This window comes from Mesorhizobium sp. M1006 (assembly GCF_040318825.1).
Lineage (GTDB): Bacteria > Pseudomonadota > Alphaproteobacteria > Rhizobiales > Rhizobiaceae > Mesorhizobium.
Genome location: NZ_JAMYMZ010000001.1, coordinates 155,846 through 181,736, shown reverse-complemented (window position 1 = coordinate 181,736; position 25,891 = coordinate 155,846). Strand labels below are relative to the sequence as shown.

General features: G+C 62.2%; 30 protein-coding genes and 1 tRNA gene. 16 read left to right on the top strand and 15 right to left on the bottom strand.

The genetic code is table 11. The features are described 5' to 3' along the window. Positions 1 to 128: 128 nt before the first annotated feature. A complete protein-coding gene (locus tag NKH60_RS00910; RefSeq protein WP_023720791.1) occupies positions 129 to 1,256 on the top strand; it encodes an ATP-dependent DNA helicase in 1,128 nt (375 codons plus the stop codon). Between the two features lie 19 nt (positions 1,257 to 1,275). On the opposite strand, the gene NKH60_RS00905 is transcribed toward NKH60_RS00910, so the two are convergent. Then, on the bottom strand, positions 1,276 to 1,680 hold the full coding sequence (locus NKH60_RS00905; protein WP_352450052.1) for a SpoIIAA family protein: 405 nt from the start codon (positions 1,678 to 1,680) through the stop codon (positions 1,276 to 1,278). 115 nt (positions 1,681 to 1,795) lie between these two features. Between NKH60_RS00905 and NKH60_RS00900 the strand changes: the two genes are divergently transcribed. The 3 genes from NKH60_RS00900 to NKH60_RS00890 all read left to right on the top strand — a co-directional run bounded on the left by NKH60_RS00900 (position 1,796) and on the right by NKH60_RS00890 (position 6,624). Further along, the gene (locus NKH60_RS00900; protein ID WP_352471639.1) at positions 1,796 to 2,536 is read left to right on the top strand and encodes a pyridoxine 5'-phosphate synthase; all 741 of its coding nucleotides are present in this window, start codon (positions 1,796 to 1,798) and stop codon (positions 2,534 to 2,536) included. Positions 2,537 to 2,632: 96 nt separating this feature from the next. Further along, positions 2,633 to 4,546 (top strand): potassium transporter Kup, encoded by a 1,914-nt coding sequence (locus tag NKH60_RS00895; RefSeq protein ID WP_352815360.1) that lies wholly within the window; start codon positions 2,633 to 2,635, stop codon positions 4,544 to 4,546. Between the two features lie 158 nt (positions 4,547 to 4,704). Next, positions 4,705 to 6,624 (top strand): potassium transporter Kup, encoded by a 1,920-nt coding sequence (locus NKH60_RS00890; protein ID WP_352450049.1) that lies wholly within the window; start codon positions 4,705 to 4,707, stop codon positions 6,622 to 6,624. Positions 6,625 to 6,667: 43 nt separating this feature from the next. On the opposite strand, the gene NKH60_RS00885 is transcribed toward NKH60_RS00890, so the two are convergent. Continuing rightward, entirely contained in the window at positions 6,668 to 7,558 is an 891-nt protein-coding gene (locus NKH60_RS00885; RefSeq protein WP_352870876.1) for an SDR family oxidoreductase, read from the bottom strand. A gap of 136 nt (positions 7,559 to 7,694) precedes the next feature. On the opposite strand from NKH60_RS00885, the gene NKH60_RS00880 reads away from it, so the two are divergent. After that, entirely contained in the window at positions 7,695 to 8,105 is a 411-nt protein-coding gene (locus NKH60_RS00880; RefSeq protein ID WP_352466906.1) for a winged helix-turn-helix transcriptional regulator, read from the top strand. A 74-nt stretch (positions 8,106 to 8,179) separates the two neighbouring features. Next, entirely contained in the window at positions 8,180 to 9,418 is a 1,239-nt protein-coding gene (locus NKH60_RS00875) for an FAD-dependent oxidoreductase (protein WP_352768915.1), read from the top strand. On the opposite strand, the gene NKH60_RS00870 is transcribed toward NKH60_RS00875, so the two are convergent. Both NKH60_RS00870 and NKH60_RS00865 read right to left on the bottom strand, forming a co-directional pair. After that, complete coding sequence (locus tag NKH60_RS00870) at positions 9,366 to 10,091, bottom strand: glutathione S-transferase family protein (RefSeq protein WP_352870873.1); 726 nt, start codon at positions 10,089 to 10,091, stop codon at positions 9,366 to 9,368. The two genes, NKH60_RS00875 and NKH60_RS00870, sit on opposite strands and share 53 nt — an antisense overlap. Before the next feature lies 1 nt (position 10,092). After that, on the bottom strand, positions 10,093 to 10,398 hold the full coding sequence (locus NKH60_RS00865) for a Rieske (2Fe-2S) protein (protein WP_352470198.1): 306 nt from the start codon (positions 10,396 to 10,398) through the stop codon (positions 10,093 to 10,095). Positions 10,399 to 10,498: 100 nt separating this feature from the next. On the opposite strand from NKH60_RS00865, the gene NKH60_RS00860 reads away from it, so the two are divergent. Next, entirely contained in the window at positions 10,499 to 10,951 is a 453-nt protein-coding gene (locus tag NKH60_RS00860; protein WP_352539585.1) for a MarR family winged helix-turn-helix transcriptional regulator, read from the top strand. A gap of 38 nt (positions 10,952 to 10,989) precedes the next feature. On the opposite strand, the gene NKH60_RS00855 is transcribed toward NKH60_RS00860, so the two are convergent. Continuing rightward, positions 10,990 to 11,418 (bottom strand): anthrone oxygenase family protein, encoded by a 429-nt coding sequence (locus NKH60_RS00855; protein WP_352768909.1) that lies wholly within the window; start codon positions 11,416 to 11,418, stop codon positions 10,990 to 10,992. A 156-nt stretch (positions 11,419 to 11,574) separates the two neighbouring features. Between NKH60_RS00855 and NKH60_RS00850 the strand changes: the two genes are divergently transcribed. From NKH60_RS00850 to NKH60_RS00830, 5 genes are all read left to right on the top strand, one after another. Further along, positions 11,575 to 12,228 carry a TetR/AcrR family transcriptional regulator gene (locus tag NKH60_RS00850; RefSeq protein ID WP_352539587.1) on the top strand — a complete coding sequence of 218 codons (654 nt, stop codon included), beginning with the start codon at positions 11,575 to 11,577 and terminating at the stop codon, positions 12,226 to 12,228. A 23-nt stretch (positions 12,229 to 12,251) separates the two neighbouring features. Continuing rightward, on the top strand, positions 12,252 to 13,271 hold the full coding sequence (gene ilvC / locus NKH60_RS00845) for a ketol-acid reductoisomerase (protein ID WP_352831149.1): 1,020 nt from the start codon (positions 12,252 to 12,254) through the stop codon (positions 13,269 to 13,271). Between the two features lie 257 nt (positions 13,272 to 13,528). Then, positions 13,529 to 14,506, top strand: coding sequence for a DUF3592 domain-containing protein (locus tag NKH60_RS00840; protein ID WP_352831147.1), 978 nt, complete (start codon positions 13,529 to 13,531; stop codon positions 14,504 to 14,506). A 494-nt stretch (positions 14,507 to 15,000) separates the two neighbouring features. Continuing rightward, positions 15,001 to 15,522, top strand: a complete 522-nt coding sequence (locus NKH60_RS00835) for a hypothetical protein (protein ID WP_352539589.1) — start codon at positions 15,001 to 15,003, stop codon at positions 15,520 to 15,522. Further along, a complete protein-coding gene (locus NKH60_RS00830; RefSeq protein ID WP_352831145.1) occupies positions 15,515 to 16,138 on the top strand; it encodes a hypothetical protein in 624 nt (207 codons plus the stop codon). The genes NKH60_RS00835 and NKH60_RS00830 overlap by 8 nt, the downstream gene beginning before the upstream one ends. A 10-nt stretch (positions 16,139 to 16,148) precedes the next feature. Here the strand turns inward: NKH60_RS00830 and NKH60_RS00825 are convergent, their stop codons facing one another. The 3 genes from NKH60_RS00825 to NKH60_RS00815 all read right to left on the bottom strand — a co-directional run bounded on the left by NKH60_RS00825 (position 16,149) and on the right by NKH60_RS00815 (position 17,380). Continuing rightward, positions 16,149 to 16,433: a PilZ domain-containing protein gene (locus NKH60_RS00825; RefSeq protein WP_352470452.1), complete on the bottom strand. Its 285-nt coding sequence runs from the start codon at positions 16,431 to 16,433 to the stop codon at positions 16,149 to 16,151. Positions 16,434 to 16,608: 175 nt separating this feature from the next. Then, entirely contained in the window at positions 16,609 to 17,193 is a 585-nt protein-coding gene (locus NKH60_RS00820; protein ID WP_352539591.1) for a BA14K family protein, read from the bottom strand. A gap of 49 nt (positions 17,194 to 17,242) precedes the next feature. Then, positions 17,243 to 17,380 carry a hypothetical protein gene (locus tag NKH60_RS00815; protein WP_352470206.1) on the bottom strand — a complete coding sequence of 46 codons (138 nt, stop codon included), beginning with the start codon at positions 17,378 to 17,380 and terminating at the stop codon, positions 17,243 to 17,245. On the opposite strand from NKH60_RS00815, the gene NKH60_RS00810 reads away from it, so the two are divergent. Together NKH60_RS00810 and NKH60_RS00805 are read left to right on the top strand one after the other, a co-directional pair. Continuing rightward, positions 17,379 to 18,491, top strand: a complete 1,113-nt coding sequence (locus tag NKH60_RS00810) for an endonuclease/exonuclease/phosphatase family protein (RefSeq protein WP_352539592.1) — start codon at positions 17,379 to 17,381, stop codon at positions 18,489 to 18,491. The two genes, NKH60_RS00815 and NKH60_RS00810, sit on opposite strands and share 2 nt — an antisense overlap. A gap of 7 nt (positions 18,492 to 18,498) precedes the next feature. Beyond that, on the top strand, positions 18,499 to 19,227 hold the full coding sequence (locus NKH60_RS00805) for a hypothetical protein (RefSeq protein ID WP_352831143.1): 729 nt from the start codon (positions 18,499 to 18,501) through the stop codon (positions 19,225 to 19,227). On the opposite strand, the gene NKH60_RS00800 is transcribed toward NKH60_RS00805, so the two are convergent. The 4 genes from NKH60_RS00800 to NKH60_RS00785 form a co-directional block, all read right to left on the bottom strand. Continuing rightward, the gene (locus NKH60_RS00800; protein ID WP_352636669.1) at positions 19,224 to 19,466 is read right to left on the bottom strand and encodes a hypothetical protein; all 243 of its coding nucleotides are present in this window, start codon (positions 19,464 to 19,466) and stop codon (positions 19,224 to 19,226) included. The genes NKH60_RS00805 and NKH60_RS00800 overlap by 4 nt on opposite strands. Before the next feature lie 114 nt (positions 19,467 to 19,580). Next, on the bottom strand, positions 19,581 to 20,798 hold the full coding sequence (locus tag NKH60_RS00795; protein WP_352815349.1) for an ABC transporter permease: 1,218 nt from the start codon (positions 20,796 to 20,798) through the stop codon (positions 19,581 to 19,583). A 2-nt stretch (positions 20,799 to 20,800) separates the two neighbouring features. Further along, the gene (locus NKH60_RS00790; RefSeq protein ID WP_352681709.1) at positions 20,801 to 21,511 is read right to left on the bottom strand and encodes an ABC transporter ATP-binding protein; all 711 of its coding nucleotides are present in this window, start codon (positions 21,509 to 21,511) and stop codon (positions 20,801 to 20,803) included. A gap of 2 nt (positions 21,512 to 21,513) precedes the next feature. Then, a complete protein-coding gene (locus NKH60_RS00785) occupies positions 21,514 to 22,806 on the bottom strand; it encodes an efflux RND transporter periplasmic adaptor subunit (protein WP_352539596.1) in 1,293 nt (430 codons plus the stop codon). Positions 22,807 to 22,917: 111 nt separating this feature from the next. Between NKH60_RS00785 and NKH60_RS00780 the strand changes: the two genes are divergently transcribed. Continuing rightward, positions 22,918 to 23,823: a PhzF family phenazine biosynthesis protein gene (locus tag NKH60_RS00780; RefSeq protein WP_352831139.1), complete on the top strand. Its 906-nt coding sequence runs from the start codon at positions 22,918 to 22,920 to the stop codon at positions 23,821 to 23,823. Between the two features lie 105 nt (positions 23,824 to 23,928). Next, positions 23,929 to 24,004: transfer RNA gene (locus tag NKH60_RS00775), tRNA-Lys, on the top strand. A 101-nt stretch (positions 24,005 to 24,105) separates the two neighbouring features. Here NKH60_RS00775 and NKH60_RS00770 read toward each other — a convergent pair. The 3 genes from NKH60_RS00770 to cobT all read right to left on the bottom strand — a co-directional run bounded on the left by NKH60_RS00770 (position 24,106) and on the right by cobT (position 25,884). Then, on the bottom strand, positions 24,106 to 24,357 hold the full coding sequence (locus NKH60_RS00770; protein WP_352681703.1) for a hypothetical protein: 252 nt from the start codon (positions 24,355 to 24,357) through the stop codon (positions 24,106 to 24,108). A gap of 70 nt (positions 24,358 to 24,427) precedes the next feature. Further along, positions 24,428 to 24,847: a hypothetical protein gene (locus tag NKH60_RS00765; protein ID WP_352831137.1), complete on the bottom strand. Its 420-nt coding sequence runs from the start codon at positions 24,845 to 24,847 to the stop codon at positions 24,428 to 24,430. Positions 24,848 to 24,873: 26 nt separating this feature from the next. Next, entirely contained in the window at positions 24,874 to 25,884 is a 1,011-nt protein-coding gene (gene cobT / locus NKH60_RS00760; protein WP_352831135.1) for a nicotinate-nucleotide--dimethylbenzimidazole phosphoribosyltransferase, read from the bottom strand. Positions 25,885 to 25,891: the final 7 nt, after the last annotated feature.

The window sequence follows — 25,891 nt, the reverse complement described above, 5'->3', positions numbered from 1 at the left end:
TTCTCTTTACGTTCCTGTTCGTCACTGATAGCCTGACCCTGTCGCAGCGGCGTGATTGCCGGCGATGAAAATTTGCCGGTGACGGCAGTCACCTTGTCTTTCCCTCGCGAATCCGGTCTGTCGCGCTGATGGAATTCTCTCCTCAACAAGACGAGGCGCTGAAGGCGGTGGCCGGCTGGCTGAAAGCAGGCAAGCCGCAGCTGTTCCGGCTGTTCGGCTATGCCGGCACCGGTAAGACGACGCTGGCGCGCTATTTCGCCGAGCATGTCGACGGCCAGGTGCAGTTCGCCGCGTTTACCGGTAAGGCGGCGCAGGTGCTGCGTTCCAAGGGGGCGGTCAATGCCCGCACCATCCATTCGCTGATCTACCGGCCGAAGGGCGAGGAATCGGTAGCGGACGAGGTGACCGGCAAGACATCGATGTCGCCGACATTTTCGCTCAACCGGCAGAGCCCGATCTCGCGAGCCAAGCTCGTCGTCATCGACGAATGCTCGATGGTCGACGAGCAGCTCGGCCGTGACCTGATGAGCTTCGGCACGCCGATCCTGGTGCTCGGCGATCCCGGCCAGTTGCCGCCAATCTCCGGCGGCGGCTTTTTCACCGACCATGAGCCGGACATTCTGCTCACCGAAATCCATCGCCAAGCGCGAGACAACCCGATCATCCGGCTGGCGCTTGACGTGCGCGAGGGCCGCGAGTTCATGCGCGGCGACTATGGCGCGGCGCAAGTGATCGGCAAGGAAGACGTCACCCAGGAATTGGTGCTGAAGGCGGACCAGGTGCTGGTCGGTACCAACCGTACGCGCCGCCGTTATAACCAGCGGCTGCGCGAGCTGAAGGGGTTCAACGCCGATTATCCGCAAGCCGGCGACAAGCTGGTCTGCCTGCGCAACGATCCGGCCAAGGGACTGCTCAACGGCTCGTTGTGGAAGGTGATGACCTCGTCGCGCGAGACGGTCAAGCCTGGCATCAATCTGCTGGTTTCGCCGGAGGAAGACGACCCGGATCGCGGCGTCGCCAAGATCAAGCTGCTCAAGGCGGCATTCGAAGATCCGGACGCCGACATTCCCTGGCAGCAGAAGAAACGTTTCGACGATTTCGACTATGGCTATGCACTGACCGTGCACAAGGCGCAAGGGTCGCAATGGAACGAGATCGTGCTTTTCGACGAAAGCTGGGCATTCAAGGAAACTCGCCAGCGTTGGCTCTATACCGCTATCACGCGCGCGGCCGAACGGTTGACGATCGTCCGATAGGGCTGTCAGGTCCGTCGTATCAGCGCTGGGCGATCGGTCTGGCGTCAAGCCATTCCCAGGCGGCGGCTTCGTCCTTGGCCTCGAAATGCCGGAGTTCGATAGGCAAAGAGGCAGGCAAAAAGGCTCTTGCCTCCGGTATCCAGTTCGGCTCACCGATCGCCGCGCAGCGGCCGATATGCTCCACGGCATGAGCTATGCCCTGTTCGATCGTCTCGTCCGATACGTCGGCCCAGTCGACACCCTCATGGTCGATCAGGCGCACCAGCACGTCGATCTTCGGATGCAGCGCATAGGCCGCCTCCAGCAATCCGAACAGGTTTTCGGCGTCAGCCGCTGCGACATGGCCGACGACATCGATGGCGAAGAGGTCTTCGCGATCGGTGTCGATGCGGCGAACCGCCGGCACGGCCTCGAGAAAATTCAACAGGGAACTCCTTGCGCTCGATTTCCTTCGCACACCTTGGAACACCTGAAACCCTCTGTCTGTTCCCATTAAAGGCGGTATAGATGCGCGCCAAGATCAGCCTGGAGCCGTGCAAATGCCTGCAAAGCTTTCCGTCAATCTCAATGCGATCGCCATGCTGCGCAACCGGCGCGACCTGCCGTGGCCAAGCGTGACGGGGCTCGGACGCATCGCCCTTGCCGCCGGCGCGCATGGGCTCACGGTGCACCCGCGACCCGACGAGCGGCACACCAGGCATTCCGATCTGCCTGAGATCAGGGCGCTGATCGACGACGAGTTCCCGAATGCGGAATTCAACATCGAGGGCTATCCGACCGAGGAGTTCCTGGCGCTTGTGGAAAAGCATCAGCCCGAGCAGGTGACGCTGGTGCCCGACGACCCGGCGCAGGCGACTTCCGACCATGGCTGGAACTTCGCCGCCGAGGCTGCGTTCCTGACACCGGTCGTCAAGCGCCTGAAGAAGGGAGGCTTTCGCGTGTCGCTGTTTTCGGATCCGGATCCCGCTGGCGTGAACGCCGCTCGCGACACCGGCGCCGATCGGATCGAACTCTATACGGGTCCATACGGCAGCTATCATTCCGATTCGGCAAAAGCGGCGAAGGAATTGGAGAAATTGGGAAAGACGGCGGATGCCGCATTGGCGGCAGGGCTCCAGGTCAACGCCGGGCACGACCTTGTGGTGAGCAATTTGCCGGCGCTGGCCAGGCGCATCCCAGCATTGGCCGAAGTGTCGATCGGACATGGGTTGACAGCCGATGCGTTGGAGTATGGCATGGCCGCAACGGTCAGGCGGTTTCTGAAGGCTTGTGGCTGGTAGAGAAAGGCGAGCCGATAGGCCATGCGTTCCGGGCACGGCAGCGCGTCCTTTCCATCCCGCAGCGTCGAGCGCCGCACGTCTATGGGAGTGTCGTCCATGGCTCTTGCCCACGCCGGTAGCGAGGCAGAACCCATCGAACAATCCAGCCACTCCAAGGCCGAACAGCACAGCACCAGAGTTTTGATGCTGGGCGCGTTGGGCGTGGTTTACGGCGATATCGGCACGAGCCCAATCTACGCGTTTCGGGAAGCGCTGCACGCATCGTCGGGACCGGTAGCGCGCAACGACGTCCTTGGCGTGCTGTCGCTTATCGTCTGGGCGCTGACGATCATCGTCACGATAAAGTACGTCGCTTTCGTGCTCAGAGCCGACAACAAGGGTGAGGGCGGCACGCTGTCGCTGATGGCGCTTGCGCGCAACGCTTATCCAAAGGGAGCCCGGTTCATTCTGGGGATCGGACTTTGCGGCGCGGCGCTGTTTTTCGGCGACGCCATCATAACGCCGGCCATCTCCGTGCTTTCGGCGGTCGAGGGCCTGGAAGTGGTGACCCCGACGCTGGAAACTTATGTTGTTCCGATCACGCTGATCATCCTGGCAATGCTTTTTGCCGTGCAACGCTTTGGCACCGGCAGGGTGGCGGCCGTGTTCGGACCGGTGACGGCAGCGTGGTTCCTGGCGATCGGTGCCGCCGGGGTCTACCATCTGCTGGACGACCCGTCGGTCCTGCTGGCGATCAATCCCTATTACGCGGTCGCTTATCTGGCCAATACGCCCACCGGTGCGTTCGTCACGGTCGGGGCTGTGTTCCTGGCGGTCACCGGGGCCGAAGCCCTTTATGTCGATCTCGGCCATTTCGGCCGCAGGCCAATAGTGCTGGCGTGGTTCTCCGTCGTGTTCCCTTGTCTGCTCCTCAACTATTTCGGACAAGGGGCGTTCGTCCTGGCCAATGGCGGCAAACCCACCAATCCGTTCTTCCAAATGCTGCCTGATTGGGCCCTGATGCCCATGGTTGGCCTGGCGACGGCAGCGACGGTGATCGCCAGCCAGGCGGTGATCTCCGGCGCGTTCTCGCTGACTCGCCAGGCGGTACAGCTCAATCTGCTGCCGCGCATCGAGGTGCAGCATACTTCCGAGATGCAATCCGGCCAGATCTACATGCCGCGGGTCAATCTGGTGGTCGCGCTGGGCGTGATGTTGCTGGTTGTCGGCTTTGGCAGTTCGAGTGCGCTGGCTTCCGCCTATGGCATTTCGGTGACTGGCGAAATGCTTATGACGACCATCCTGCTGTTCGTGGTGATGCGGTTCCGGTGGAAATGGCAGCTTGCACTGGCGGCCGCGCTCACACTGCTGTTCGGCACGATCGATACCGGATTTTTCCTCGCAAACGTCGTCAAGATCCTCGAAGGCGGGTGGGTGTCGATCACGGTCGCCTGCGGCATGGGGCTGATCATGTCCACATGGATACGCGGCACCCGCTATTTGTTCGACAAGACGCGCCGGAACGAGATCCCGCTGGATTTCCTCGCCGGCAATCTGCTGAAGAAGAAGCCGCATCTGGTGTCGGGCACCGCGGTGTTCCTGACCAGCGATCCGCTGAGCGCGCCGACCGCGCTGATGCACAGCCTGAAGCACTACAAGGTGCTGCACGAGCAGAACGTCATCCTTTCGGTGGTGACGGCACCGCAGCCGGTTGTGCCCGACAGCGAGCGCGTCAAGATGGAAATGGTCAACGAGCTGTTCATGCGGGTGACGCTGACCTTCGGCTACATGGAGCAGCCCAACATCCCGCGTGCGCTGGCGATCTGCCGCAAACAGGGCTGGAAGTTCGACATCATGACGACGTCCTTCTTCCTGTCGCGGCGCTCTCTCAAGGCCTCGCCCAATTCCGGCATGCCGGTCTGGCAGGACAAGCTGTTCATCGGGCTGGCGCGCTCGGCGGCCGATGCAACGGAATATTTCCAGATCCCGACCGGACGCGTCGTCGAGATCGGGACGCAGGTGGCTATTTAAAAACGTGTCCGTTGCGACATTCCAGGTGGTCTGCCGATCGGACTGAGTCTGCCAAGTCGTGGAGGGCTCGCAATATCGGGACGGAGCCATTACGTGACGGCACTTGATATTGCAGCGCAGCAAGCGTAGAGCACCGCCCGCTTACCGGAGTGTCGTCCATGGCCCTTACCAATGCTGGTAACGAGGCAGAACCTGTCGAACAATCCAGCCATTCTGAGGTCGAGCAGCACAGCACCAAGGTGCTGATGCTGGGCGCGCTCGGCGTGGTTTACGGCGATATCGGTACCAGCCCGATCTATGCATTTCGCGAGGCGTTGCACGCATCGGCCGGTGGCAACGTCGCCAACCGTGGCGACATCCTCGGTGTGTTGTCGCTGATCATCTGGTCGCTGACGATCACCGTCACCATCAAATACATCATGTTCGTGCTCCGCGCCGACAATCGAGGCGAGGGCGGGGTGCTGTCGCTGATGGCGCTGGCGCGCAACAGCTTCCCGACGCGCTCGGCGGTGATCCTCGGCATCGGCATCGTCGGCGCGGCGCTTTTTTTCGGCGACGCAGTCATCACGCCGGCGATCTCGGTGCTATCGGCGGTCGAAGGTATGAACGTCGTCACGCCGACATTCCAGCCCTATGTGGTGCCACTGACACTGGCCATCCTGGCGATCCTGTTTGCGGTACAGCGATTCGGCACCGGCGGCGTAGGTTTGGTGTTCGGGCCAGTCACCGCGCTGTGGTTCCTGGCCATCGGCCTTTCCGGCATTAACCACATCATCGCCGATCCGGAAATCCTGCTGGCGATCAGCCCGCATTACATCGTGTCGTTCCTGGTCAACTCGCCCGATGTCGCCTTCGTCACGGTTGGTGCGGTCTTCCTCGCCGTCACCGGCGCCGAGGCGCTCTATGCCGACCTCGGCCATTTCGGCCGCAAGCCGATCGTACTCGCCTGGCTGGCAATCGTGTTTCCTTGTCTGTTGCTCAACTATGTCGGGCAAGGCGCCTTCGTGCTGGCAAATGGCGGCGTTGTCGGTCATCCATTCTTCGAGATGAACCAGGGCTGGACGCTTATTCCGATGGTCGTGCTGGCGACGGCGGCGACCGTCATCGCCAGCCAGGCGGTGATCTCCGGCGCTTTTTCGCTGACCAGACAGGCGGTGCAGCTCAATATGCTGCCGCGTTTCGTTATCCAGCATACGTCGGAAAAACAGTCGGGCCAGATCTATCTGCCGCGCATCAACCTGATGCTGGCGCTGGTAGTGATGTTGCTGGTGGTCGGCTTCGGCGAATCCAGCCGCCTGGCCTCGGCCTACGGCATTTCGGTGACCGGCAACATGCTGGTGACGAATGTGCTGCTTTTTGTTGTGATGACGCGCATCTGGAAATGGCCGCTCGGCGTCGCGATCGCCTTGATGGCCGTGTTCGCCTTCGTCGATACCGGCTTCTTTGCCGCCAACATAGTCAAGGTGTTTGAAGGTGGCTGGGCATCGCTTGCCATCGCCGCAGTTATCGTGATGACTATGTGGACCTGGATCCGCGGCAGCCGCTATTTGTTCGACAAGACGCGCCGGAACGAGATCCCGCTGGATTTCCTCGCCGGCAATCTGCTGAAGAAGAAGCCGCATCTGGTGTCGGGCACCGCGGTGTTCCTGACCAGCGATCCGCTGAGCGCGCCGACCGCGCTGATGCACAGCCTGAAGCACTACAAGGTGCTGCACGAGCAGAACGTCATCCTTTCGGTGGTGACTGCGCCGCAGCCTGTCGTGCCCGACAGCGAGCGCGTCAAGATGGAAATGGTCAACGAGCTGTTCATGCGGGTGACGCTGACCTTCGGCTATATGGAGCAGCCCAACATCCCGCGTGCGCTGGCGATCTGCCGCAAACAGGGCTGGAAGTTCGACATCATGACGACGTCCTTCTTCCTGTCGCGGCGCTCTCTCAAGGCCTCGCCCAATTCCGGCATGCCGGTCTGGCAGGACAAGCTGTTCATCGGGCTGGCGCGCACGGCGGCCGATGCGACGGAATATTTCCAGATCCCGACCGGACGCGTCGTCGAGATCGGAACGCAGGTGGCTATCTGAGCAAACGGCCGTGCCCTTCGAAGGGCACCGCCATTTGTCAGGCTCAGCTCACCAGAGCCGCCTTGTTTGCTTCAAGAAATTGCTTCAGCGGCCGCGGCTTCCTGCCGGACAGCGTCTCGGTCGCGTCCGTCACCATGCTGATGCGGCCGGAGCGTGTGTTGGTGTCGAAGGAAACGATGACAGGCGCGAAACCTTCGGGGACGCCGGCTGCCTTCAATCCCCCGGTCAGCGCTTCGTCCGAAAGCTGGACGACCTCGATCGGCTTGCCGGTAACTTCGGTGACGAGGGCTGCAATCTCGGCCATCGTGTGGGCCTTGGGGCCGGTCAGCGTGTATGTCGTGCTTTCGGTTCCGCTCGAAGCAAGGCTGGCGGCGATCGCCGCGGCCATGTCGTCGCGCGCGCCATGGGCAATGCGGCCGTCTCCGGCGGATGTGTACCACTGCCCCGACGCGATGGCGTGCGGCAGCGCCATGAACAGGTTCTCCTGATACCAGCCGTTGCGGAAGATGGTGTAGGGGATACCGCTCGCCTTGATCGCCTGCTCGGTGCCGTGGTGATCAGGCGCAAACAGTACCGGCGATCCTGGCTCCGGACTGGGCATCGACGTGTAGAGCAGATGCGAAACGCCGGCGCTTTTTGCTGCGGCGACCGCAGCCTCATGTTGCTTCAGGCGCTTGCCCGGAACGGCGAGCTCGTTTGTCGAAATGATCAGAACCCTGTCCGCACCGGTAAATGCACTGGCCAACGACGTGGCGTCGTCGAAGTCGACTGCCCGGATGGTGACGCCTCGGGCTGCCAGATCGGCCAGATTTTCCGGGTTGCGGGTGGCGGCGATGATGCGCTGAGGGGAGACCTTGAGCGTGTCAAGCAGATGATTAATGACGCCGCGGCCAAGCTGGCCGGAGGCGCCGGTGACGAGAAGGGTGTCGGTCATGAGATGTCCTGACGTTGCGCCGGAGCGGCGGGTGCATATGTTAGTCTCAAAAAGAGACCAGCACTAAAATAGGAATTGACCCATCCTCGTAAAGAAGGCAGTTTTGCGGGAGGTAGGCACACCCAGGGAACCAGCCATGGACGGCAAGATCGTCAATCTGAGATCGAAGCTCGAGATATACAAAGCAGGCAGCGGTGGCGGAAACCTTGCGGATTGCCCGGTTCGCGACGTGATCCAGGGCATAAGCAATAAATGGAGTTCACTGTTGATGGAGGCCTTGGCCGAGAAGCCGTACCGCTTCGGCGAATTGCGGCGGCTGGTGCCCGATATTTCACAGCGCATGCTCACCCAGACGCTGCACGATCTGCAGCGCGACGGCTATGTGCATCGCCAGGTGTTCCCGACCAAACCGCCGAGCGTCGAATACAGCCTCACCGATCTCGGGCGCTCGATGTTTGGACCCTTGCATCAGCTGATCCAATGGGCCGAGCTCAATCACGGCGCTGTACGCGAGGCACGGAAGGTTTTCGATGCTGCCGAAGGCTGAGCCTCCAGGCCGAGACGGCGGCTTGATTTAGCGGCGGTGCTGAAGGATTGTCCGGCCTGGGTTGGGGCGGGCAGATGGGCAATTCTCTGGACATCGCGATTGCCGGCGCCGGGCCGGCTGGACTTGCCGCCGCGCTCTATCTCACGCGCGCCGGACATAGGGTCACCATCTTCGAGCGCTTCGACCAGCCACAACCGGTCGGGTCCGGGCTGATCCTGCAGCCGACCGGGCTGACGGTGCTTGCCGATCTCGGCCTGCTCGATGACATTCTGGCGCTGGGCAGCCGCATAGACCGCCTGCATGGTGCAGATGCCAAGACCGGCCGCACAGTGCTCGACGTCCGCTACGATGCCCGGAGTGGCGGCCGCTTCGGGCTGGCGGTGCACCGCGCGGCTCTGTTCGGCGTGCTTTTCCGCGCCGCCCGGCGCCAGGCGCTCACCATTGAGACAGGTATCGAGCTCGAGACGCTGGAAACCGGCGAGCGGGCAACATTGATCTGCGGCAACGGACAACGGATAGGGTCGTTCGACCTGGTAGTGGATGCCAGCGGTTCGCGCTCCAAACTGCGGCGGTGCGTGAACAATCCGGGCGAACCGCGATCGCTCGCCTATGGCGCGTTCTGGGCATCGCTTGGCTGGCGCGGCGAGGGTTTCGACGAGCACGCGCTGCTGCAGCGCTACGACAGCGCGAGCGTGATGATCGGCGTGCTGCCAATCGGCCGGCCCGAGCCGGATGCCCAGAAGATGGCGGCATTCTTCTGGAGCCTCAAGCCGGCGGATGCCGAGCGCGTCTGGGCGGCAGGTCTCGAGGCATGGAAGGCGAGATTGGTCGGGCTGTGGCCTGAATGCGCGGCCTTCATCGACCAGATCGACAGTTTCGAGCAGCTCTCGCTGGCGCGCTATGGCCATCACACGATGAAGACGCCAGCCGGACGGCGATTGGCCGTTATCGGCGACGCGGCCCATTCGACAAGCCCGCAGCTCGGGCAGGGCGCGAACATGGCGCTGCTCGATGCAGCCGCGCTCAACTACGCGCTCATAGGAACGGACCGTATCGATACTGCGCTGGAAGCTTACGTTCGGGCGCGGCGATGGCATGTGCGGGTCTTCCAGACGCTGTCGCTGGTGCTGACGCCGTTTTATCAATCGGATTCGATTGTGATGCCGTTCGTCCGCGACAGGCTGGTGGCGACGCTGGCAAAAGTCCCGCCGGCGCCGCAGTTTCTTGCTTCCATGGTTACAGGAACGGTGCCCAATCCATTCAAGCCGATAGGGCTTGCGGAAGCGCTGTGGCCGGATCGCCTTGGCGGATGATTTCCGAAAGGTGCGAACCCTTAGCCTGCAAGAATGCATGGAGGCGTTGCGGATGATCGGGAGCGACCGCGCCCTTCACGGATGGGCGTTTGCGCAACGCCTCGCGCCACACCTGGACATGCGGCTTTCCGTCCAGGATGCCGAAATCGCCGATCCGGTCGAAGACGTCGAAATAGCGAAAAATCGGGCCGTAGACCGCGTCGACCAGTGAAAAGCGCTCGCCGTCGAAGCATGGCCCAGCCGCGCCGTTCGCCAGTTCCACTCCCAGGCGATCGAACATTGCTGCCAGAGCCCCGCGTTCGGCGATGAAGGCGGCTTCGGTGAGAGCTGAATAGAAGCGGCCGATGGCATTGAGGATTGCCGAGCCGAACTCGATCCAGGCGCGATGCCGGGCACGGGCGTAGGGGTCGGTGGGATGCAGCGGATTGGGCTGGGTTTCCTCGAGGAATTCGAGGATGACGAGCGATTCGAAGATCACCGTTTCCTGGCCGTCATGCCCAACGCGGAGCAGCGGCACCTTGCCGAGCGGCGATATCGCCTTGAACCAGGCAGGCTTGTTGGCGAGATCGACCGTGATGCGCTCGAATGGCACGCCCTTTTCGCGAAGCGAAATCGCCGTGCGCTGCACATAGGGGCAAAGATGATGGCTGACGAGAGTGAGCTTGTCGGTCATCTCACTCCCCCCAGACATAGTTCAAAGCACCGTCCTCGACGCGGGTGGAGAGGAACATCAGGCGGGAGCCCTTCGGCGCCGGGCCTTCGAGGCGATCACCGTTCGCCATGTCGAACGAGGCGCCGTGCCACTGGCAGACGAGCTTCCCGTCCTTGCAGTCGAGCGGGCCACCGAAATGCAGGCAGACGTTGGCGGCGGCGCGGATACGCTCGCCGCTGCGGTAGACATGGACCTCGCGGCCGAAAAACGGAGCGATGAGGCTGCCTGTTTCCGGAATGTCGGCGATCTTGCAGATTTCATGCTTCATCGGAATTGCCTCTCGTGATTGATGCGATTGCATCTATATAGATGCATTTGCATCGATCGTCAAGCTTGATGCAATTGCATCTATCGCCTACGATGCAATCATGACCGGGATTCCTTCACCTCCAGCCATCAAGGCCTGGGCCCGCCTGATGCGGGTTTCGCGCCAGTTGTTGGAAAGAGCCGAGGACGCGCTGAAGGACAGTGGCCTGCCGCCGCTTGCCTGGTACGACATCCTGCACGAGCTTGCCGAGGCGGGCGAGGGCGGATTGCGGCCGTTCCAACTCACCGAGCGCACCCTGTTTGCGCAGTACAACATCTCCCGGCTGCTGGCGCGGCTCGAAGCCGACGGGCAGGTCGAGAAGCTTCCAGTTGCCGATGACGGCCGCGGGCAAACAGTCCGCGTCACAGACAAGGGACGCGAGACGCGCCGCCGCATGTGGGCTGTCTACGGCCGGTCGATCGCGGAGTTGGTCGGCTCCCGGCTTTCCAATGTTGAACTGGACGCGCTGTCAGCTCTGCTTGGGCGCCTGCGAGATCCGCCCGCCCTGGAGTGACACGCCTTCATGACGAAGATGGCGACCGATTGGCGAGGTCAGGCACTGCCCAAGAGGAATGCCAACGTCGCCAGAACGCCAAGCCCGACGCGGACCAGATGCAGATTGCCCCATTTGGCGATCAATGTCCGAGCTTCAGGATTGACGGAGTTCGCGTCCATCGCCTCCAGCAACCTATTTGCCGGCATCATCACCAGCAGCGTCCATGGCCAAGGCAGGATGATCAGCACAGCGCCGGCCAGAAAAGCGAGATTGCCGGTCAGCCACCACGCGACGAGGCCTAGAATACAGGCGATGACGGCGATCGAGGCCTGCATGGCGGCGCCGCGCTTGTAGGAAGGCTGCCATTCCTGCAGCAATGCTTTGTCCTCGAGGCGAAGCCTCGCCGGCTGTTCGGCGACGCTGACGTAGATAGCCGCACCCGCGAACACTGCGGTAACGGTCAACGCAAGCAATCCGGCGAGCATGATCAGTGTCTCCCGTGATGCCCCGCATGGAGCAAGCTACAGAAATAAAGGCTTGCGTCGGGTCGGGCAATACGCCATAAAGCCGAACCGTAACGTACGGTACGCCATCGAGCTCGTATCTGAACTGCGGGTGAGTTCGCGTCCTGAGGAAAAACTGTGTTGCACGCTGTGACCGACATCGAAACCAGCGAGGCGCTGACGGAGCGGCAGAAGGACGTGCTCGACGCCGCCCTTCGCCTGCTGGTCGAAGAGGGCGATCAGTTGACCATGACCGCCGTGGCGCGGCGGGCGAGCTGCTCGAAGGAGACGCTCTACAAATGGTTCGGCGATCGCGACGGGCTGTTGACGGCAACGGTACAATGGCAGGCGTCTAAGGTGCGGGTAGTGCCGGTCGACCGCAAGGGGCTCGACCTCCCTTCGCTGACGGCGAGCCTCGAACGCTTCGCTTCGGACTGGCTCAAGGTAATTTCGAGCGACACCTCGATCGCGCTGAACAGGGTGGCGGTCGGCCATGCTAGTTCGGGGAAGGACGATCTCGGCGCCATCGTGCTGGAGAACGGCCGCTTCGCACTGGCCCGGCGCCTTAAACCGGTGCTGGAGGCAGGCAAGGAAGCTGGTTTCCTCGAGTTTTCCGACGCGGAGACGGCGTTCCGCACCTTTTTCGGGCTGGTCGCCCGCGACGTGCAGATCCGCCTGCTGCTTGGCGACCGGCTGGAATTGACTGATGCGGCGATCGGCGGCGATGCCGTCCGGGCGACGCAGCAGTTTCTCGCTCTTTACGGGGCAAAAACCGGGCCGCAAGGCCTCTGAATTCAAAACGGGAAGGAACAAAAATGCGTGTCTATTACGATCGCGATGCCGATCTCAACCTGATCAAGGGCAAGAAGGTCGCCATCATCGGCTATGGCAGCCAAGGCAGGGCGCATGCGCTCAACCTCAAGGATTCCGGCGTCAAGGACATCGCCGTCGGCCTCAAAGCCGGCTCGGCGACCGCCAAGAAGGTCGAGGCCGACGGGCTCAAGGTGATGAGCGTAGCCGATGCCGCCAAGTGGGCCGACCTGATGATGATGGCCACGCCGGACGAGCTGCAGGCCGACATCTACAAATCCGAGATCGCGCCGAACATCCGCGATGGCGCAGCGATCGCCTTTGCCCACGGCCTCAACGTGCATTTTGGCCTGATCGAGCCCAAAGCTTCGGTTGACGTCGTGATGATCGCGCCGAAGGGGCCTGGCCATACGGTGCGCGGCGAATACCAGAAGGGCGGTGGTGTGCCGTGCCTGGTCGCGGTCAACCAGGACGCTTCGGGCAATGCGCTCGACCTGGCGCTCTCCTATGCCTGCGGCGTTGGCGGCGGCCGCTCGGGTATTATCGAGACCAATTTCCGCGAGGAGTGCGAGACCGACCTGTTCGGCGAGCAGGTGGTGCTGTGCGGCGGCCTGGTCGAATTGATCCGCGCCGGCTTCGAGACACTGGTGGAAGCCGGCTACGCGCCGGAAATGGCCTATTTCGAGTGCCTGCACGAGGTCAAATTGATCGTCGACCTGATCTATGAAGGCGGCATTGCCAACATGAACTACTCGATCTCGAACACCGCCGAATGGGGCGAATATGTCTCGGGCCCGCGCATCATCACCGCCGAGACCAAGGCCGAGATGAAGCGCGTGCTGAAGGATATCCAGACCGGCAAGTTCACCTCGGAATGGATGCAGGAATACCGCGCCGGCATGTCGCGCTTCAAGGGCATCCGCCGCAACAACGACAGCCACCAGATCGAGGAAGTCGGCGCCAAGCTGCGCGCGATGATGCCGTGGATTTCGAAGAACAAGCTGGTTGACAAGGCCAAGAACTGAAGGACGTCCACGTTCGTTTCGTTACCCGTCCTCGGGCTTCGCCCTGCGGGCGCGTGGGAATTTCCATGAACAAGCTGGTCGACAAGGCCAAGAACTGATCGCAATTTCATTGCCGATCAAGAAAGGCCGGCGGAGCGATCCGCCGGCCTTTTCGCATCAAGATCGTGTGGTTTCCAGGCTTCTGGACAGGCGCACTATCCTCATCACCGTGATATGCCTGTGCGGGGCATGGCACAAAAGTGCCAAGGGGGTGAGAGTTGGAACTCAAATTTCTGTTGATCGGGTTTGCCTGCGCGGTTGCCGGCATGCTCTCCCTCGTCACCTTGCTGAAATGGTGGGAGGTGAGGGCGGTCAGCCGCTGGTCTCCGACGCCGGGAAAAATCATCTCGTCGCGGGTCGAGGCCCGCGAGGTGACCAGTTCGGGATCCGGTTCGGACAGCAGAGGGTCGACCGAAATCCGCAACTTCCCGGCAATCACCTTCGAATACAAGGTGAACGGCAAGACATTTCGCAGTTCGCACTACAGCGTGCAGGAGAACCTTGGAAACTTTGCAGTGGCGGAAACCCTTGCGAAATTTCCAAACGGGGCCGGCGTAACCGTCTTCTACAATCCGGCCGATCCAGCCAAGGCGGTGATCGAACGCACCATGCCCGACGGCTCCTTCAAGTTCATGGTCCAGCTTTCGGCCGGGCTGGTGGTCGGCGCGCTTGTATTGGTCTTCTCCGTCGGCGGCGTCCTCGAAGCGATCCGGCCGTTTTTGCCCAGGCCGCAGAACCTCGGCGCCGCTGCCCTGCTGCTTTTCATGGGATTGTTTGTCCTGCGCATGGGCTTTGCCCAGAAGTCACTTGCGGAACAGGCGGCCAAATGGCCGATCACGGCAGGACGCATCGATGCTTCGGGCCTGCAGAAATTCGAGACCCGCGACAGGTCCGGAGGCGGCTATCGGCCCTGGCGGACAGTCTTCAAATCCCGCGTCGTCTACAGCTATAGCGTCGCCGGCCAGCGCTACGCCGCCGATCGCATCGCGTTCGGCGCAAACGTGACGGCTTCGCTGCCGAGCCTCGTCAGCGGTCGATCGCAGCGCTACCTCCAGGGCGACAAGGTCGAGGTCCACTACGATCCCGACAACCCGGTTGCAGCGGTTCTCGAATGCAGGGTGAGCGGGCTCTGGCTCCTGTGGGTCTGCGCAGTTGGCCTCCTCGGTGGAGCCGCGCTGCTGGTAGGCGTCATCTGAAGCTGCTGTCCTAGGCTGCATATCCAGCGGAAAAAGACGCCTGTCTTCAGCATCTGACAAGAACTCCGCTGTCGAAGCCAGGCCATGTCAATCTCACCGTCGCCCCGTCGACCACAATATGGATGACACGGGAGAACGGCTCTTCGGCCGACGGGTCGGATCCGTAGCATTGGCTGGCCCGAGCCACCCAGCCCGTAGGCGTCTTGAGAAACGATGCGTGTTCGCAGCCGAGAGCAGGGACCGACAGCGCGTCGCGGTACAATGTGTAGACAGTCTGGCGTTGAACATCCGCAACGGCGGTACAGTTCGATCTGTCCCCGGACCATGTGCCCACATAGGGTTCCGTGGCAAAGGCGCTGCCGCACGTAAATGTTAAGATCGAAATGAGCATCAAGAGATTTCGCATCATCGATTCTTTCTTTTCGACGCGGCCTTGGGCCATGCTAAAGCATCGATGCTCAAACTTCACAATGATGCTGCTCCAAGGGACTTAAATGATCATCCGCAAAGCAGCAGCTATTTTTCTGAGCATGCTGAGCCTGTTGCAAGCAGCGAACGCAACAGAATGTTCGCTCAGCCATGCGACCTATCGCGAGCCGCGTTCGGGAGCGACGATACAGTTCCGGCCAACCAACAACGAGCCGGCCGCGCTGACGACCGAGGTCTTTTCGTTGATCGTGCCCAATACCGACATTCGTCTGCCGTCGGACATTACCTGGACCAATGGCAAGTACTCCTTTCCTGTGGGCACGATCCGGCACACCTGCACCGACGACGATCGTGAGGCTGGTCTCGAGGACGGCACCGGGCTGTGCAGAGTGTGGGATGGGCAAGTCTATGCGTTCAATGCAGGCGGTGCCGAGCAGTTGAATTCCCGCGAAGCCTCGCCGGCACCGGCAGGGTTGCTGTTGCCTGACTTCGGCGCGATTTTTACCGAATGGCCCGATTTCGCCAATGCCAATCCCGACGGTTCAGCCTGGGATGCCTTTACCTTGTCGGGTTGCAGCGATGAATAGCAAGAGACTGCCGGCCTGCATCTGCGCCCTGCCGGTCCTTGTTGCCATGGCAACCGGCGCTCGTGCCGACCAAAGCAAGCCGTCGCGTCCGCCTGTCGACAAATGCGCTTGGGAACGGCTGGCGGACAGGGATGTCGGGCTGGCTGCCTGGGTGCAGCGTTGCGATTTCGGTCTTCGCCGGATTCATTTCGAGCTTGGCGGCAATGCTCTTGCCATCAAATACAGCGACGGCGGGCCGGCCGATCCTGTCGTCGAAGTCTTCGATATGCTGCCTGGCGAGGCCGCCGATGCTGCGTTGCAGCGCATTTTTACGGAGAAGACCGAGAAAGCCATCAGCACACGTTGCGTGCTCATGCCTTACACCGAAGGGGCGACGCCCGCGCGCATCCTCCGGTATGTTTTCAGTCCCAATGCCGCCTATCGTGAGGAATTGAAGACCGTCGCCAACCCTGACGAGGTCGGCGTACCGCCTTGCGGCGAATGGGGCGAAGCCCCGGACGGCATTCAGTATTTCGAGGTGCAATCACCCGAACTGCGAAAGCTTCTATTCGTTCGCGTCGGCCAGGATGAGCCGCTGTTTGACGAGCAGACACTGCGAGTCCTGCCACCCGGATAGCGCCGGGATCTCAGCCGTAGTGCCAACTGGGCTTTGGTTCGGTACCGGTGAACATCACGCCGATACGATCCTCGCGGCGCCAGCGGACCACGGCCTTGTAGGCAATGCCGTCGGTCGGAACATAGAGCAGGAACTCATCGGGCACGCGCGCGTCGATCGAGACCTTCAATTCGGCGCCGCCGGCGTGCATGTTGCGCAGCGTGCATGTGACCTCGGAATTGCTCACGCCGGTCAGGATCGTCGCGCCCTTCAAGACGCGCTGCCGGTGTTTGTCCCTCTGTTCGTCCTCGGCCATCGCACGCAATCCAGCCATTTTTCGCGTCTCGGGCGTTCTGATCGGGAGGATTATTAGACCTGCCTGATAAAAATAGCGTTATCAGCAGTCGGGACTGGGCGATGTTCGCGGTTCCTGGCTGGAAGAAAAAGGCGCCGCGAAGCACGGCGCCGAATGATGCTTGTTGTCGGCCTGCTTACCTATAGGGCGAGTAGCATTGCTGGCGCGGCCCGTAATAGGGCTGGAAGGTGTTGTCCCAGGCGCGGTACGACCGGTAGCGATTGTAACACCATTGGACATGAGCACTGGAAAGCCGCCCTGCGCGATAATAGCGGCGCGGTGGCGGCGCGTCGTAGTAGTTGTAGCTGTTGTACAGGCTGCCAAGGCCGAGGCCCAGGCCCAAGCCAAGAATCGCGGCACCCGCACCATCATCATAGTAGCCGCCGCGGTAATGGCGGCGATGGTGGCGCCAGCGCCAGCTGTCGTCCCAGCCGCCATTGTCCCAGTGTCTCGAAAAATGACGGCCGCGGAAATTGTGGGACCGCCATCTCCAATCGTCGCCGCCGTGCCATTGCCGAAAGCCGCGATTGCGCCAACGCCAGATCTGCCTGTCATTGCCGCCTGCCCAATCTTCACGAATTTGCACGATGTCGGCAGCGTTGCCCGCCACCGGCAGCAGGGGTTTGGGCATCGGCCCGGCAAGCGACGGGGCCGAGAGGCTGGCGATCAGACCGAGGGCCATCAGCCCGGATCTGACGGAAGATAAAAAGAGCGGTTTCATCGCACTCTCCGAAATTCAGGCCCCACGCCCAGAAACCTCGGGGAAGGGCCTATTGATGGAACTTTCCATCTGAACGGAAGATGAACAAAAAGGTTCCGTCAACCATGGCGAGCGCGCGATCAATCAGAGCCGCCTGGTTTCTGCGCCCTTGTTTTCGGGCGCGCTTGCGGGCAAAGCTCAAAGCCATGTCGCTGCGCCTTGCCACCTTCAACGTCGAAAACCTAATGAACAGGTTTGATTATTCCGGATACCGCAATCAGCTCAACGAAGATCGCACACTGGCGCTTTTCGACATCCAGAGCGAGGCCGAATACAAGATGCTCGAGCAGGCGCGGGCGATCGCGCAATCCGACGACACGCGCCAGTTGACGGCGCTGGCGATCGCGGCCACCCGCGCCGACATCATCTGCATGCAGGAAGTCGACAATATCGAGGCGCTGAGGGCCTTCGAATATGGCTATCTGTTCAAGATGGTGGGGCAAGGCTACCGGCAGAAATACACCACCGCCGGCAATGATTCGCGCGGCATCGACGTCGCCGTGATGATGCGCAACGAGACCGCGCAGGGCCAGCCAATCGAATTCGTGCGCATGACTAGCTACGCCTATGTCACGTTCGAGCAATTCGGCCTGCACACGGCGGAATTGGCAGCGCTTGGTCACCAGGCCAATGAACGCATCTTCCGACGCGACTGCCTGGAAATCGATCTGACGGTCGCTGGCGCGCCGTTGACGCTGTATCTCGTGCATTTCAAGTCGATGGGCTCGCCCCGTAACGGCCTCGACGGCCGCGAGGCGACAATGCCGCTGCGCATCGCCGAGGCGCAAGCGGTGCGCCGGATCATCGAGGAGCGCTTCGGTAAGGATAATGCCGCCGACAAGCGCTGGGCAATCTGCGGCGACATGAACGACTACCGGCAGCGCGTGAAGATCACTGGCGATGTTTTCGACGGCCATCGCTTCGAGGTGATCGACGAGACCCGGTCCTGCATCGACGTGCTCACTGCCGGCGGTTTTTGCGAAAACACGGTCGAGCGGCGGCCGGAAATGGACCGCTGGACTTTCTATCACACGCGCGGACCGGAAGAGCGGCATCTCTGCCAGCTCGACTACATCCTTTTGTCGAGGGCGCTAGCCAGGCAGAACGCCACCGCCGTTCCCGATATCATCCGTAGCGGGCAGCCTTGGCGCACCATATTTCCGGCGGGCCAGGAGGTCGAGCGCTTCCCACGCGCCGGGTGGGACCGGCCGAAGGCATCCGACCATTGCCCAGTAGCAATTGCCCTCGACATGGTGTGAGACAGGCGTGAGTTTCGATTTGCCGCGCAACGTCATCCTGCCGGTCGATGCCATCGACGTCAGGCTCGATTCCGGCCCGCATCCGTTCGAGCGCGATCATGCCGACGCGATCGCGGCGAACTGGCGGCGTGAGACCGCGGCCAAGCCGGCGCTTTTCGACGGCACCGTGGTGCTGCTTTCCGCTCTCAGCTATCGCGACAATCGCCTAGTCGGCCGTTGCCATGCGGTGCGTTATTCGACCTTCATGCTTTGGCGCAGCAATCGACAGGTGCCTGGCGCCGAACATGCCTACGCGCACGCCATGCTGGTCGCCGGCGACAACGCGTTGGTGGCGATCCGTATGGCACCGCATACGGTCAATGCCGGGCGCGTCTACTTCGCCGCCGGTTCGTTCGAGCCAACCGATTTCCGCGACGGCATTGTTGACGTCGACTTCAACATGATCCGCGAGGTACTGGAGGAAACCGGGCTCGATCTATCAGGTGCGACACGCGGCAGGCGCTATTACGCCCTGTCGACGGCAACCGGCACGGTGATCTTTCGCCGCTACCGCGAGACGGCCTCCGCCGACGACCTGGCACAGCGGATCAGTGCATTCGTCGCCGCCGAATCAGAGCCTGAAATCGAAGGCCCCGTCATCATCCGCAATGCAGCCGACCTGCCGGACGGGCTGATGCCGCATATGAGACCGCTGATCGAATGGCACTTTGCGAGCGAGCAAGGTTTCCAACTCTAACGTCGTAGCCTACCTTCAATAGCCTTGCGGTCGTTGCGGGCGGCAACAAAATACAACAGCACGCCGAGACCCAGGAGCGCGCCCATCGCCGTTCCCATCGTCTGCCCAATTACCTGCTGGAAGTCAGCGGTGACGCGATCGGGGTTGTCCATCCCATAAAGGATCAAATTCCACCAAAGCCCTGCCAAGGCGGCTTCGACGATCACAATCGCCAGAGCCAGTCGCGCTTTCTTGCTCATCCATTGTTCCCCCCTTAGTCCCCAACAGCATTGTTATCATTGCAGAATGTGCTGCGACAAGGGCAGGTTGCATAAAAAATTGGCAGCGTCTGGAGGCGACACTTGCTGCAATGCCTATTCATGCCTCAGCGCGTCGATCGGGTTAAGCCGCGCGCCGCGCAGCGCCGGGAAGAAGCCGAACACCATGCCGATCAGCGCGGAAAAGCCGACCGCAAGCAGGATGACCGCCGGGCTTGGCGCAAACGGGATCGTCAGCGTTAGCGAGGCGAGGCCGGCCAGCGCCAGGCCGATCAGGATGCCGATGATGCCGCCAAGCAGCGACAGCACGGTTGCCTCGACCAGAAACTGGATGAGGATGTGCTTTTCGTGGGCGCCGATGGCGAGCCTGATGCCGATCTCGCGCGTGCGCTCGGTTACCGACACCAGCATGATGTTCATAATGCCGATGCCGCCGACGAGCAGGCTGACGCCGGCGACGGCGCCGAGCATGCCAGTCATGGTGGTGGTCGCGCTGGCCATGGCATCGGCGATCTGGGTCATGTCGCGGATCGAGAAATCATCGTCGCGGTCGGGCGTGATGCGGCGTGTGTCGCGCAAGATGTCCTCGACGCGCTGCTGCAGCACCGTGGTTGGCGTACGGTCGTCGGCGGCGACATAGATCGAATCGATGTCGCGATTGCCGGCAATGCGACGCTGATAGGCGGCGAGCGGCATCAGCACGACATTGTCCTGGTCCTGGCCGAAACCGGTATAGCCCTTCGGTTCGAGCAAGCCGATGATCTTGCAGGAAGTGCGGTTGACGCGGATGATCTCGCCTTCAGGGTCGCCGGCGCCGAAGAACTGCTGGCGCACCGTCTCGCCGATGAGGCAGACGCCGGTCCCCGAGCGGGTTTCCGAATCGCTGAACGGACGGCCCGAAACCAGCTTCCAGTCGCGGGCATCGAGATAGACGCTGTCGGTTCCGGTGACGCCCGAGGTCAGGCTTTCGGTGCCGAAAATGACGCGCACCTGCTTTTGCGACGCCGGCGAGATGGCACGCGCGCCGTCCAGATGCGCGACAAGCGCTGCGAGATCTTTGTCGCCCAGCGGTCGGACGACCTGATCGAGCCCTCCAGGTCCGCCAGGCCCGGCCGGACGGCCGGAACGGATGACGAGCAGATTGCTGCCGAGCTTGGAAATGTCGGATTTGACCTTCTCGGTGGTGCCCGAGCCGATGGTCAGCATGGCGATGACGGCGGCGACGCCGATGACGATGCCGAGCAGCGTCAGGAACGAGCGCAGCACGTTGCGGCGGATGGAGCGGAGCGAGAGGCGAACGGTTTCCCAGATCATGGCTAGGCCATCTCGAGATTGGCTGTGTCCAAGGCGACATGGCCATCGAGGAAACGGATCGTGCGCTGCGCATAGCCGGCAACATCGGCTTCGTGCGTGACCATGGCGATAGTCAGCCCGAGCTCGCTGTTCAGCTGCGTCAGGAGTTCCATGATCTCGTGCGTGCGTGCGGTGTCGAGATTGCCGGTCGGCTCGTCGGCAACGAGCAGCGTCGGCCTGGTGACGATGGCGCGGGCGATCGCCACGCGCTGCTGCTGGCCGCCGGACAGCTCGGCTGGCGTATGATGCTCGCGGCCGACAAGGCCGACCTCGGCAAGCGCCTGCATGGCAAGGCCGCGACGCTCGCGGGCACCAACGCCGCGGTAGATCAGCGGCAGTTCGACATTCTCCGCCGCCGTGGTGCGCGGCAAGAGGTTGTAGCCTTGGAAGACGAAGCCGACATAGAGGTTGCGCAGTACGGCGCGGCGATTGCGATCGAGACGGCCGGCGTCGATGCCTTCGAAGCTGTAGGTCCCAGCGGTCGGCGTGTCGAGGCAGCCAATGATGTTCATGGCCGTCGATTTGCCCGAACCGGACGGGCCCATAATGGCGATGAATTCGCCGCGCCTGATGGCGAGGTCGACGCCGGCCAGCGCATGCACCCGGGCTTCGCCCTGGCCATAGCTTTTCCAGACCTTGTCGAAGCCTATGAGGGTGGTCGCGCCCGATGCCACGATCAGCTCCGCTGCTGCGAGGCGGTAATGACTTGCGCGCCTTCCTCCAGGCCGGAGACGATCTCGGTCAGTTCTCCGTCTGTCGAGCCGACCCTGACGTTGACCGGATGCGGCCGCCCATTCTCCAGCACGTAGAGCGTGCGCGAGCCGTCGGTGGGCTTCGCCGCCGCCTGGTGCTGGCGGTTGCCGCCGGGGCGTCCCATGCGGCCGGTGAACAGGTCGGTGAGGCTCCAGCCGCGCTCCGCCGTCTGCGCCGGCCGGTAGCGGAAGGCGATCGATGGCACGGTGAGCACGTTCTTGGCCTGCTTGGTGACGACCGAGACGGTGGCTGTCATGCCGGGCCGCAAAAGAAGCTCGCTATTGTCGACGTCGAGCCTTGCATCATAGGTAACGACACCGTCGGTGGTGACCGAGGCATAGGAAATGTCGCGGATTTCGGCGTCGAATGGCCGTTCGGGGAACGCGTCGACGGTGAAGCGCGCATGCTGGCCGGGTTTGACGGCGCCGATATCGGCCTCGTCGACCGCAGCCTTCAATTCCATGTTCTTCAAATCCGCGGCGATGACGAACAGCACCGGCGCCTGCAGCGAGGAGGCGACCGTCTGGCCGGGGTCGACCGAGCGCGTCAGTATGATGCCGTCGATCGGAGCGTAGATGGTACTCTTGGCAAGATCCGTCTGTTGCGCCTTGAGATCGGCATTGGCCATGGCGAGGTTGGCTTTGGCGATATCAAGCGCCGCCTTCGAGCGGTCGCGGGTGGCGGTTGCCGCTTCGAGCGACTGGTCCGTCGCCATGCCGCGCTTGGTCAGTTGCGCCGCGCGCACCAGCGCCTTTTCGTTTTCGGCCAGGGTCACGGTGGCGTCCTCGACGCTCGCCGCCGCTGCCTTGGCGGAGGCCTGGGCGCGCTCGATCTGCACCTCCAGCTTTGCGGTGTCGAGCGCGGCCAGCACATCGCCCTTCTTCACCAGCTGGTTCTCGTTGACCGAAACCGAGCGGACGACGCCGGAGAGTTCGCTGGAAATATCGACCTGGGTGAGAGGCTGCAGCGCGCCGGTAGCCGAAACGGCGACGGTAAGGTCGGCCATGGCGGCCAGTGTCGTGGTATACTCGATCTTGGCGGGCGAGCCCGCATACCACTGGTAGCCGACGACACTCGCGGCGACGGCAAGCAGTGCGAACACTGCGTAACCCCAACCGCGACGGCGTTTTGTCTTCAGGCCCTGGTGGTCGAGCCCGAGCGCCGTCTCGATGGCGGAAGCGGATTCCGTCTTTGGCAGATTGACAATCTGGTCCACGCCGGACCCCTATGTTCAGTGATATCCCATCGGTGCACAAATCAGGCCTTATGGTTCAAAATTCAAATTAAATTTCGCTCATGTTTGGAATGAGGCAGAGGACTTACTGAGATGCAGCCGCGGAATTACTTGCTTTACGACGTATTCACCACCAACTGGCTGGCCGGCAATCCGCTGGCCGTGGTGCTCGACTGTGATGGGCTGGACGTTGCGACGATGCAGGCGGTGGCGCGCGAGTTCAACCTGTCCGAAACCGTCTTCGTGCTGCCGCCGGACAACCCGAAGCACCGGGCCCGCATCCGTATCTTCACGCCCGATTATGAAATGCCGTTCGCCGGCCACCCAACCGTCGGCTCGGCGATAGCGCTCGCCGAAATTGCGGGAGAGGCCGCCGGCATCTTCGTGCTCGAGGAGAATATTGGCCCGGTGCGCTGCGCTGTCAGCAAGCACGACGGTTCGACCTTTGCCGAGTTCGACCTGGCGAAACTGCCGGCGCAGCTGGCATTGTCGGCCGATCCCGAGGCGATCGGCGCGGCCCTTGGCCTTGGGCCGCACGAGATCGGCTTCGAGAACCACCGCGTTTCGTTCTGGTCGGCGGGCGTGCCCTACGTGACCATCCCCGTCGCCAATCTGGAGGCGGCCGCCCGGATCAGGCTGGACAACCAGGCCTGGTCGGAGCTCGCACCACGCAAGAGCGAATGGGCCTTCGCCAGCCCCTATGTCTATTGCCGCGAGACGGTGCATCACGACAGCGCCTTCCATGTCCGCATGATGGTGCCCGGCAATCCGTCCTACGAAGACCCGGCGACCGGCTCAGCGGCGGCCGCCTTCGCCGGCGCGATCATGCATTTCGACGGCCCGACGGACGGCGTTTCACAACTGTGGATCGAGCAGGGGCTGGAGATGGGCCGGCCTTCGCGCATTCGCCTCGAACTGAATGTCGAAGGCGGCAAACTGGCGGCCGCCCGCATCGGCGGCCATGCGGTGAAGGTGGCTGAAGGCAGGCTTTTTGTTTGACGGGCGCGGCACTTCGGCGATTTGTCGGGAAATGAATCCCACGGGGCTGGACATGGCGGATATCGGCGGCTATATGCCCGCCAACGCCGGTTTTGCCGGCCGAGTGGGTGCGTAGCTCAGTTGGTAGAGCAGCTGACTCTTAATCAGCGGGTCCACAGTTCAATCCTGTGCGCACCCACCAAAAATCTCCAGGATTTGGTGGAAGGACCTTAACGAGCTGGGAACGCGAGACGGCGTTTTGCAGGTTTGCACGTATCAGCCAGCTGCGGTCGGCTCGCCCGACTATTGGATGGTGGGCCTCAGATAGGTCAGGATTGCTCGCGTTATGGCTATCACGCCGTCGACGGCATCGAAGTTTGTTTTGCTCTTGCCTGCGATCCATTCGAGTTCAGGATGCCTGGGCAGTCGAAGTGCATTGAATAGCGCCTCGCCCGAGAGACCGCCCAGTCCAAAGGATGTAGGTTCATCGTCTGCGTAGTAAGGAAAGTGAAAATCCAGCCGGATAGGCCCACCATATCCAAGCTTAAAGGTCATTGTGACTGTAACATCGTGACCAAATCTGTTCTCAAAAATTCCGCAGAACCTAAGGTCCTTGGCATCATAGCTATGCCACTGCGTCGATAATCCCAAAGAATCCCCAAGCCCTGAGGGTATGCGCTTTCAGTTCTTTGCGATTGGGGAATTTTGCCTCTTCAGGATCGTAGGGAAGCGGTGGATCGATGTAGTCTGTCTCGGTTCGCCAATCTTCCGCGGCGCTGCGAAGATCTTCAAAAATCTGAACGATTCTCGGGTCTGTCTGCTCGCCAGAAAAGATTGAGATTCGCCATTGAGAAATCATCTCGCATAGCTCTTCGACCGTATGGCCCGATCGCTCTGCCCAATCCTCGGTGGCGAGTATCCACGGCGAATTGTATTTCAGCCCGGCAAAGGCGCCGCTCTTGCTATCGAAATCTCTGATGATCCGAGCAAGAATATCGCGAAGCCCCTGTTTGGGGTCTCCGAAGATCTGTGAGCGTTTGTTCATCAACGCGATCCGCGCTTGGCTCCGCCTTACTTCTCCGACACGCCGGCCTCGGCGAAGCTTGCCATGCGGGCATGGCATTCGAGCGCCGAGCGGACGATGTTGACCGCCAGGCAAGCGCCGGAGCCTTCGCCGAGACGCATGCCGAGATCAAGCAGCGGCGGCAGACCGAGCGCTTCGAGCAGGCGGCGGTGGCCGGACTCGGCCGAGACATGAGCGGCCATGGTGTGGGCAAGGCCGGCAGGATGCAGCCCGGCCAAGGGTGCCGCGGCGGCGGTGCAGACGAAGCCGTCGAGCAGCACCGGCACGCCGAGATGGCGCGCCGCCAGTGTAGCGCCCAAGATCGCCGCAAGCTCGCGGCCGCCGAGGGCTGCCGCTACCTTCAGGGGATCGCCCAGCGCCGGGGCGTGGCGCTTCAGGCCGGCCTCAATGGCGACGATCTTGCGCACGAGGCCGGCGTCGTCGACGCCGGTGCCACGCCCTGTCCATCGCTCCGCGCCGCCGCCGAACAGCGCGGTCGAGATGGCCGCCGCCGGCGTGGTGTTGCCGATGCCCATTTCGCCGAAGCAGACGAGGTCGAGTTCCTTGCTGATCGCGTCGTAGCCCGCGGAGACGGCGGCGAGGAAGGCCTCGTCGTCCATCGCCGGCTCTTGCGTGAAGTCGCCGGTCGGGCGGTCGAGGTCGAGCGGGATGACGTCGAGTTCGGCGCCGGCAATGCGGGCAAGCTGGTTGATGGCAGCACCCCCACCGGCGAAATTCGCCACCATCTGCACGGTGACCTCCGACGGGAAGGCCGACACGCCTTGCGCGGTGACGCCGTGGTTGCCGGCAAAGACGAAAACCTTGACGCGGTCGAGCTTTGGCATGTCGCGGCCCTGCCAGCGCGCCAGCCAGGCGGCTACTGTCTCCAGCCGGCCGAGGCTGCCTTGCGGCTTGGTCAGCGTGTCCTGGCGCCGGGCGACGGCATTTGCGGCGGCATCGCTGCCAGTGGGCAGGTCGAGGCAGGCGGCGCGCAGTTCATCGAGCGATTTGAAAGGCATGGGGGCA